We start from the raw sequence: 6,956 nt of genomic DNA, 5'->3' as shown, positions 1-6,956 counted from the left end.
GTTCTGGGTTCGGGTTTTACGCCTCACGCCTTACGCCTTCCGTGTTCTGGTCTCTGGTTTATGGGTTCTGAGTTCTGGGTTCTGGTCTTACGCCTTACGCCTTCCGGGTTCTGGTCTCAGGTCTCTGGGTTCGACCTTGAGCCTTGAGCTTTGAGCTTTGAGCCCTGAGCTTAACCGATGTTCATCTTTTTCAAGCAACCTTGCCGGAATCCTCCAAGAGGTCCGGCAAGGTTAAAATCATTTAACCGGCTTGAACCGCAATCCGTCTCGGTGTAGCCTTTTCCACCTTGGGCAGGGTCAGGCGCAACACCCCGTCGCTGAGTTTGGCATCGATCTTTTCCTGAGCGATAACCTCGGAGAGAGAGAACTGACGGTAGTAGCGTCCGGTTTCATATTCCATGTATACCTTTTCACCGGGTGTTCCAACGTTCGGGAGCACATCTCCCGTCAGGGTAAGGGTATCGTCACGAAGATCCACATTCAGTTCTTCCACCTTCACACCGGGCATATCCACTAGCAGGGTAATGGCCTTTTCCGTTTCGAAGATATCCACGTTGGGCGTGAACACCGGGCCCGGCTTGGTCTGCTCGGCAGGTGAGGCCAAGGCCTGTTTTTCGATGACTTTCATCTCTTTGGATTCTGACATGATCGGTTCCTCCTTTCATCCTCCAGTTTATTGAACCGCAATCTGCCTGGGTTTGGTCTTTTCCGCCTTGGCGATGGTCACCGCCAGTACGCCGTCCACCATCCTGGCCTTGACATTGTCAGGATCAATGTCACCGGGCAGGGCAACGGCCCGTGAAAAACGTCCGGCTTCCCGCTCCCGGCGGTGATACCGGGCATCTTCCGCCTCTTCGGATATTTTGCGTTCTCCAGCCAGGGTCACCTGATTGGCGGTTATGTTGAGGTCAAGATCCGCTGAATTAACGCCGGGCAGCTCGGCGCTGAGGTAATATGCATCTGCATCTTCCGTGATGTTGACCGCCGGAAACACCCCAGCTCCAGCGCGACTGGGGGACCGGTCGCTGTATGTCTCGAAAAGGCGTTCCATCTGATGCCGCATTCCCTCCAGGTCTGCAAAGGAAGAACCGAAACGCCGACTGGGGGCACCGAAAAGTGTTCTGTAGATCATTGCCATACCTCCTTTTGTTATGGGTCTTAACCGCCCGTCTGTTTTGACCAAACAATATTTATGGAATCAACGTTGTCAATATTATGGTACAATTATTTTATTGCATTATTTTTAATATAAATTAGAATTAGGTAATTCATTAATACCAATGACACCTGCGGAGATCTGAAATGACACGGAAAAATACGATAGATAACAGCGGTTCATTTACCTTCATTACCAGTTCGGGTCTTCGGGGCAGGCAATCGGTAAGGGCGACCTTCAAGCTATCCTCCGGCTGCATCGAGGCCATCAGCATCGTTGCCGCACAGTTGGGCATCAAACAAAAATCCCTGTTCGACCATCTGGCCCAGGACAGCGACTCCCTCAACGCCATCGCAAAGGAGGTTCAGAATGCGAGGGTCGGGGCGGAAAACCGGGTCCAGAAAACCTATGTGATCAGCAGAAGGTCCCTCTCCCTGCTGGATGAGATTTCAAGAGCATTCAACGCGCCACGCGATGCGCTGGTGGAGTTTTCGGTAAGGCGGCTGTTGCCGGTGATCGACAACGAACAAAAAAAATACGAAATGCGGAAAGCTGCATTTTCCGGCATTCAGCAGCATTTGAATAAGGGCCTGCAACTGTTGGAAAAAATGATCTCCCAGTTGGGAGAGGATGATCCGGTCGCAGCCAGGATGGCATCGGCGATGGATACTTATGCCGGTGCGGCTAAAGCCATGGCGGACTTTCTGGAGCGGACCCAGGGGATAGAGGATTTTGACCCGGAGAATCTGAATCAGATGGATGTGCAGTTTGAGCGTTAGCAGGGTGTTAAGGTCGTGCCCAAACCTCGATGCGGTGGCCCTCTGGGTCGAACAGGTAGAAAGTCCGAGCACCCCACGTGACCATGAAGGGGCCGACGTCGATGCCGTCTGCAAGCATTCGATCGTGCACGGCGTCGATGTCTTCCACTAACCAGGACAGCGTCATGCCGTTCCCGCCGGCGCTGGCGATAGACGTGCGTGCCGCATCGGCCACGCTCAGGCAGCTGTTGTCGGTCAACTGGAATTCAACGAACCACGCTTTTTGAAAAAGCACCGGAAGTCTGATCATGTCGCGATAGAACTTGACCGTGGCGTCCCATCGGTTGCAGTAAAGAATCGTGTTGGTGCGATGAATGTTCATGGCATGATTTCGTCCCTGCGGTATTGTCTGCGCCAACCTACGCCAACCGGACCGGAGGTGTCAACCGGCACATACCGACGACTTTAATTGACAGGCACAAGGCACGGCATGCTTAGTGCATTTGGATACCAACGATTGCGTTGTCAGACTATTGTCGAACCGCAACGGCCTTGGAATGCGCGTCTCCCTTGCCGGGGATGGGCAGCCAATCTCAAACCTAATGGCATTGACTCGTCGTTTTAGGTCAAACATGCGACATTTCGTTGACGGTTCAGATGTCGCGGTCTTGATCGACATCGGCGATTGTCATCGAGGACAATTGTTCGGCTGTGCAAGTGATGTCACAGGGTGATTACGATTAACCGGGTATAGTTGGAGCCTCAAAATGATCAAATTCATCGATCTGCTCAAGATTGCCGGCGTGTATTTAAACAGCTATAAAATCCACTGTGCGGCAGGCAGGGATGATTCCCCATTGGAGGCCTTCTTCGAAGGCCGGTTCAAGGCGTGGCAGGAACATCAAAACCAGCAGAATTTTAGATGCGATGAAATCATCTCTCTAATTCATCTGCATGAGGACAAATGGCTGTTTGCCGGTCTGTATCAGGTGCTCGGTGTCAAGCACCGCAAACAGGGGGAAAATAGCTGGTTCGAATATGGCACCAAGGAGATGGCCGGTGTCGAGCATCTCACGGGTCGCCTGGTGATTCAGTTCCGCAAGCGATTTATCGCATCCCATCTGATCGGTACCAAGCATATCGACAAGCTGCTGGTGTCTGAAATTCGTGAAAAACGGATGCGGGTGTCGGACTTTCCGGGGTACAATGCGGTTAATCTGTCCTACCGGATGCTACGCACCGTCGTGAGGAAGAACATGCCGCAGTGGAAGGCCGCATTGAGCAATGTGAGCGGGGTTTACCTGGTCACGGACAACCATAGCGGCAAACATTTTGTCGGCAACGCACATGGCGGAGACACAATATGGCATCAATGGGTCTCTTTTGCCATCAGTGGCCATGGGGAGGTCAAAACCCTGCAACGGCTGCTGAGCCGCGAGGTGGGTGACTATCAGTTCAATTTCCAGTTTTCGATTCTCGAAATCTGCGACCTGAAGGCAAGCAGGGACTATATCCTTTCCAGAACGGAGCATTGGAAAGAAGTGCTGCAGTCAATCGCGTTCGGCTACAACGAAAAATGAGAAAACAGACGGTTTGGTGGCAATTACGCTGGCCTGAGAGTGGAATTAGCGTTGATTTGGCGACCACATTGGGTTAACGTTTAAAAATGTCTTCCCTGTTCGCCCATTCATATGACCACCCAGGAGAAAAACAGGCACCGCGCACATGAATGCTGTTTTTCCAGTCTGCATGGCTCTCCTTTAAGCCCTCCCAGGGTAGACACTGACCATCATTCGTTTTTCGATAAACGATGCAGGCATTCGTTTTCTTTAATTCCCAGGAGGATAACCCCATGCCAAAGAATCCAGAACCGAGCAGCGCCAGCCATAGTGCCTTGAATTCAAGCATCACGCTGAAAGATGAAATTAAGCGTCACATCAAATTTACCATGGCCAGAGACCCGGAAAAGCCTAACCGCCATGCCTGTTTTATGGGATTGGCCTACAGCATTCGTGATCGACTCATCGACCGATGGATCCGTACGCAGCGGTCACAATATGACACCCTGGCCAAACGGGTCTATTTTCTCTCCCTGGAATTCCTGCCGGGTCGCTTTCTCATGAACTATCTGATCAGCCTGAAGCTGGTGGACGAAGTCCGTCAAACGGTAGAAGAGATGGGCTTTGATCTGGACGAGCTGGAAGAGGAGGAGTGGGATGCGGGTCTGGGAAACGGGGGTCTGGGGCGCCTGGCCTCCTGCTACATGGATTCCCTGGCCTGCCTGGACCTTCCCGGCTACGGCTATGGCATCCGTTACAACTACGGCATTTTCCACCAAACGATCGAAAACGGGTGGCAGCGTGAACGGTGCGACAACTGGTCCCGTAAAGGGTCCCCCTGGGAAATCCGCCGGGGAGAATATTTAAGATCCGTGCGCTTTTATGGCCGCAGCGAGACCTACACCGATACTTCCGGCCGCCAATGTCACCGTTGGGTCGACGGCGAAACGGTCATGGCCATGGCCTGCGACATCCTCGTCCCAGGCTACGGAGATGATTTTGTCACCAACATGCGGCTGTGGCGGGCTCAGTCCAGCCGGGAGTTCAACCTGGATGAATTCAACCAGGGCGACTACATCGGCGCCGTCGAAGCCAAGGTCCTCAGCGAAAATATCTCCGGCGTCCTCTATCCCAGCGACGAGATGGAGCAGGGCCGTGAACTGCGTCTGAAACAGCAGTACTTCTTCGTGGCCGCCACCCTTGCCGATATTCTTCGGCGACACAAGAAAATGAATCGGGCATTTTCCGAACTGCCCGACTTCGTGGCCATCCAACTCAACGACACCCACCCGGCCATCGCCATTCCCGAACTCATGCGCCTGCTCATGGACGAGGAGGGCCTGGTATGGGCCGACGCCTGGCCCATCTGCGAGAAAACCTTCGCTTACACCAACCACACGGTACTGCCCGAGGCCCTGGAAACCTGGCCCGTTGACCTCATCCAACGGATCCTGCCTCGGCACATGGAGATCATCTTTGAGATCAACCGCCGCTTCCTGACCATGGTCGAAGCCGACAAAAAGGGTGACAGCGGCATTGTGCAGCGCGTTTCCCTGATTGTCGAAGGCGGACAGCAGCGGGTCCGCATGGCCCACCTGGCTATCGTGGGCAGCCACACCGTCAATGGCGTGGCCGAGCTCCATAGCAAGATCATCAAGGAGGAGCTGTTCAGAGACTTCGACACCCTTTTTCCCGGCCGTCTCACCAATGTCACCAACGGTATCACCCCCCGCCGATGGCTGGCCCAGGCCAACCCGCCGTTGGCGAAGCTGATCAACGACACCATCGGCCCCGAGTGGATCACCGACTTGGACCGGCTGCGGGAACTGGAACCCCTGGCCGAAGATGCCGCCTTTCGCCAGCGCTGGATGAAAACCAAGCGGGACAACAAAAAACGGCTGGCACGTTATATACTGAGAAAAATCGGTGTGGGCGTCGATCCCGACACACTGTTTTCCGTGCAGGTCAAGCGCATCCATGAGTACAAGCGCCAGTTGCTCAACATCCTCCACGTGATCACCCTGTACCATCGTATCCGGGCAAACCCCGGCGCACCAATGGTACCGCGGACCGTCATCTTTGCCGGCAAGGCCGCCCCGGCCTACCACCAGGCCAAGCGCATCATCAAGCTGATCAATGCGGTGGCCGCCAAAACCAACAGCGACGCGGAGGTCCAGGGAAAACTGCGGGTGGTGTTTCTGCCTAATTATTGTGTCTCCCAGGCAGAGAAGATCATCCCCGCGGCAGACCTGTCCGAACAGATTTCCACCGCCGGCATGGAGGCCTCGGGAACGGGCAACATGAAGATGTCGCTGAACGGGGCATTGACGATCGGCACCCTGGATGGTGCCAATATCGAAATCATGGAGGAAGTGGGCGAAGAAAACATCTTCATCTTCGGCCTGACGGCGGACCAGGTCTCCACCCTTCGCAGCGGGGGATACAATCCGCAAAGCTACTCCGACAGCGATGCCGAACTGCGCCAAACCCTTGACAGCATCAGCCGGGGTGACTTTTCGCCGGAAGACCCGTATCTCTTTTCACCCATTATGGAATCACTGCTGCACAGGGGGGATTATTACATGCTGCTGGCCGACTTCCGGGCTTATGTGACCGCCCAGGAAGCCGTAAGCAAACTCTTTTTGGACAAGGATGAATGGGCCAGGAAATCGATCCTCAACACCGCCCGAATGGGAAAATTCTCCAGCGACCGGTCGGTCATGGAATATGCCGACAACATCTGGGGGTTGAAACCGCTGACAGCGGTCGGAGATTAAAAGCGAATGTCGAGTGTCCAACCAGGAACCGCAGAATGTCGAAGGTAAAGGATGACTTCGATCTGGAAGAGAGGCTCATCGGGTTTGCCGTCAGAATCATTCAGTTGGCAGAAGCCCTGCCCAAATCCAGGGTCGGAAACCATATCAGCGGGCAATTGATTCGAAGTGGTACCGCTCCGGCACCCAATTACGGTGAAGCCCAGGGGGCGGAATCACTATCAGATTTCCTTCACAAGATGAAAATTGGTCTCAAAGAGCTGCGCGAATCCAAAGTATGGTTAAAGATCATCATCCAGGCAAAACTTATCAACCCAGCCTCTCGGTTAGACACCTTAATTGATGAAACCGATCAACTAATCTCAATCTTTGTAAAAAGCATAAAAACAGCAAGCATGAAAAGGCAGAATTAATCCCCTTTTTCACCATCGATATCGCGTAGCGATCCATTCCTTCGACATTCGATATTCAACATTGGATATTCTGCGGTTCGCTTCTCAAACTATCGTTTACACTATCAGGAGGCCACCCACATGCCCGAAGAATCAAAACCGTCATCCCTTTCCAATTCAGTATCCATTGCCCGACAGCCCATATTTGACGAAAACCGTCGATTGTGGGGATATGAGTTGTTTTGTGTGGGTGAAGGACCGACTGCAGGGCCGGACGGCGAGCGGGAATCCACGGCAATCATCGTTGCGGCCAGCGC

Annotated in this window: 7 protein-coding genes; 4 read left to right on the top strand and 3 right to left on the bottom strand. The window is 53.6% G+C overall.

Going from position 1 to position 6,956, the window contains the following annotated elements:
* Positions 1-241 precede the first annotated feature (241 nt).
* Both QNK41_RS11600 and QNK41_RS11595 read right to left on the bottom strand, forming a co-directional pair.
* Positions 242-646, bottom strand: coding sequence for an Hsp20/alpha crystallin family protein (locus QNK41_RS11600; protein ID WP_319256928.1), 405 nt, complete (start codon positions 644-646; stop codon positions 242-244).
* 27 nt (positions 647-673) lie between these two features.
* Positions 674-1,132, bottom strand: coding sequence for an Hsp20/alpha crystallin family protein (locus QNK41_RS11595; RefSeq protein ID WP_319256927.1), 459 nt, complete (start codon positions 1,130-1,132; stop codon positions 674-676).
* Between the two features lie 170 nt (positions 1,133-1,302).
* On the opposite strand from QNK41_RS11595, the gene QNK41_RS11590 reads away from it, so the two are divergent.
* Positions 1,303-1,935, top strand: a complete 633-nt coding sequence (locus QNK41_RS11590) for a hypothetical protein (RefSeq protein ID WP_319256925.1) — start codon at positions 1,303-1,305, stop codon at positions 1,933-1,935.
* Between the two features lie 7 nt (positions 1,936-1,942).
* Here QNK41_RS11590 and QNK41_RS11585 read toward each other — a convergent pair whose 3' ends face one another.
* Positions 1,943-2,332 (bottom strand): VOC family protein, encoded by a 390-nt coding sequence (locus QNK41_RS11585; RefSeq protein ID WP_319256923.1) that lies wholly within the window; start codon positions 2,330-2,332, stop codon positions 1,943-1,945.
* Positions 2,333-2,681: 349 nt separating this feature from the next.
* On the opposite strand from QNK41_RS11585, the gene QNK41_RS11580 reads away from it, so the two are divergent.
* The 3 genes from QNK41_RS11580 (at position 2,682) to QNK41_RS11570 (ending at position 6,660) form a co-directional block, all read left to right on the top strand.
* A complete protein-coding gene (locus tag QNK41_RS11580) occupies positions 2,682-3,494 on the top strand; it encodes a GIY-YIG nuclease family protein (protein WP_319256921.1) in 813 nt (270 codons plus the stop codon).
* A 272-nt stretch (positions 3,495-3,766) separates the two neighbouring features.
* Positions 3,767-6,250 carry a glycogen/starch/alpha-glucan phosphorylase gene (locus tag QNK41_RS11575; protein WP_319256919.1) on the top strand — a complete coding sequence of 828 codons (2,484 nt, stop codon included), beginning with the start codon at positions 3,767-3,769 and terminating at the stop codon, positions 6,248-6,250.
* A gap of 35 nt (positions 6,251-6,285) precedes the next feature.
* A complete protein-coding gene (locus QNK41_RS11570) occupies positions 6,286-6,660 on the top strand; it encodes a four helix bundle protein (protein ID WP_319256917.1) in 375 nt (124 codons plus the stop codon).
* Positions 6,661-6,956: the final 296 nt, after the last annotated feature.

Origin of the sequence: Desulfosarcina sp. (assembly GCF_033791525.1) — a bacterium.
GTDB lineage: Bacteria > Desulfobacterota > Desulfobacteria > Desulfobacterales > Desulfosarcinaceae > Desulfosarcina.
The sequence above is the reverse complement of the archived record's forward strand: the minus strand, read 5'-3'. Positions and strand labels throughout refer to the sequence as shown.

Coding starts and splice junctions, on each gene's coding strand:
- QNK41_RS11580 (WP_319256921.1), top strand. CDS start 2,682: ATGATCAAATTCATCGATCTGCTCAAGATTGCCGGCGTGTATTTAAAC.
- QNK41_RS11595 (WP_319256927.1), bottom strand. CDS start 1,132: ATGATCTACAGAACACTTTTCGGTGCCCCCAGTCGGCGTTTCGGTTCT.
- QNK41_RS11600 (WP_319256928.1), bottom strand. CDS start 646: ATGTCAGAATCCAAAGAGATGAAAGTCATCGAAAAACAGGCCTTGGCC.
- QNK41_RS11590 (WP_319256925.1), top strand. CDS start 1,303: ATGACACGGAAAAATACGATAGATAACAGCGGTTCATTTACCTTCATT.
- QNK41_RS11575 (WP_319256919.1), top strand. CDS start 3,767: ATGCCAAAGAATCCAGAACCGAGCAGCGCCAGCCATAGTGCCTTGAAT.
- QNK41_RS11570 (WP_319256917.1), top strand. CDS start 6,286: ATGTCGAAGGTAAAGGATGACTTCGATCTGGAAGAGAGGCTCATCGGG.